This is a genomic window from Phocaeicola sp. RTP21198st1_B8_RTP21198_201120 (genome assembly GCF_040929485.1).
Classification (GTDB): domain Bacteria; phylum Bacteroidota; class Bacteroidia; order Bacteroidales; family Bacteroidaceae; genus Phocaeicola; species Phocaeicola dorei.
Genome location: NZ_JBCOCI010000540.1, coordinates 1 through 692, shown reverse-complemented (window position 1 = coordinate 692; position 692 = coordinate 1). Strand labels below are relative to the sequence as shown.

Genomic DNA, 692 nt, shown 5'->3' with positions numbered 1-692 from the left:
GGTGGATTGTTTTCCCATGCATAGCGGTTGCTTGCCGGTATTCCTTTTCCGTTCCATAAAGCAATTACTTTATCCCCTTCGGTATAGGCCTCTACAAATTTATATTTTCCATCATTGGCAGCAATGGCAATGCCTTCTAATGATTTAGCTTGCTTTAAAGAGCCTGTTCCTTGCCTGAAAGAGATAACGATCCGACCGTTTTCTTTTAATTCGGCAGCTTCAGCCATAGGTCCTTCCGCTACGATATTCTTCTCACCGAAAGAAAGTTTGTTCATTTGAAGCACACAACGGTGTGCCAAGTCTTTTTTGTTGAGTGGATGAATAGCAGTACTTTCACCTAAATCAATGGCAGTGGCCAGTCCGACAATCTTTAACTGGAGACTTGCCTTGCGTTGTGCTTCAGGTACTTGTGCGTTGCCGCTTTCTACAGGCACCTTGCTTCTTTGTTGGTAATTCGCAAGTTGCACAATGACGAAAGGCAGGTTTTTATTGTTCCATTGGGTACGCCAGTCGTTTACAAGATCAATCAGATGTCTTTCATAATGTTTGCTACCTTCAGGACCCGTATCCGACTCTCCCTGATACCAGATTATGCCTCGTATTCCGTAGTTACGTAGCGGATGAATCATACTATTATATAGTCCGGTGGGTTCATTTTGGAATCCGATAGTGGAAGGAATACGCTTCATTGT

1 protein-coding gene is annotated in these 692 nt (G+C 43.4%); it reads right to left on the bottom strand.

Translation table 11 applies throughout. The features are described from left to right. The coding region (locus AB5935_RS27920) for a sialate O-acetylesterase (RefSeq protein ID WP_368328092.1) at positions 1 to 692 on the bottom strand (692 nt) is incomplete at both ends.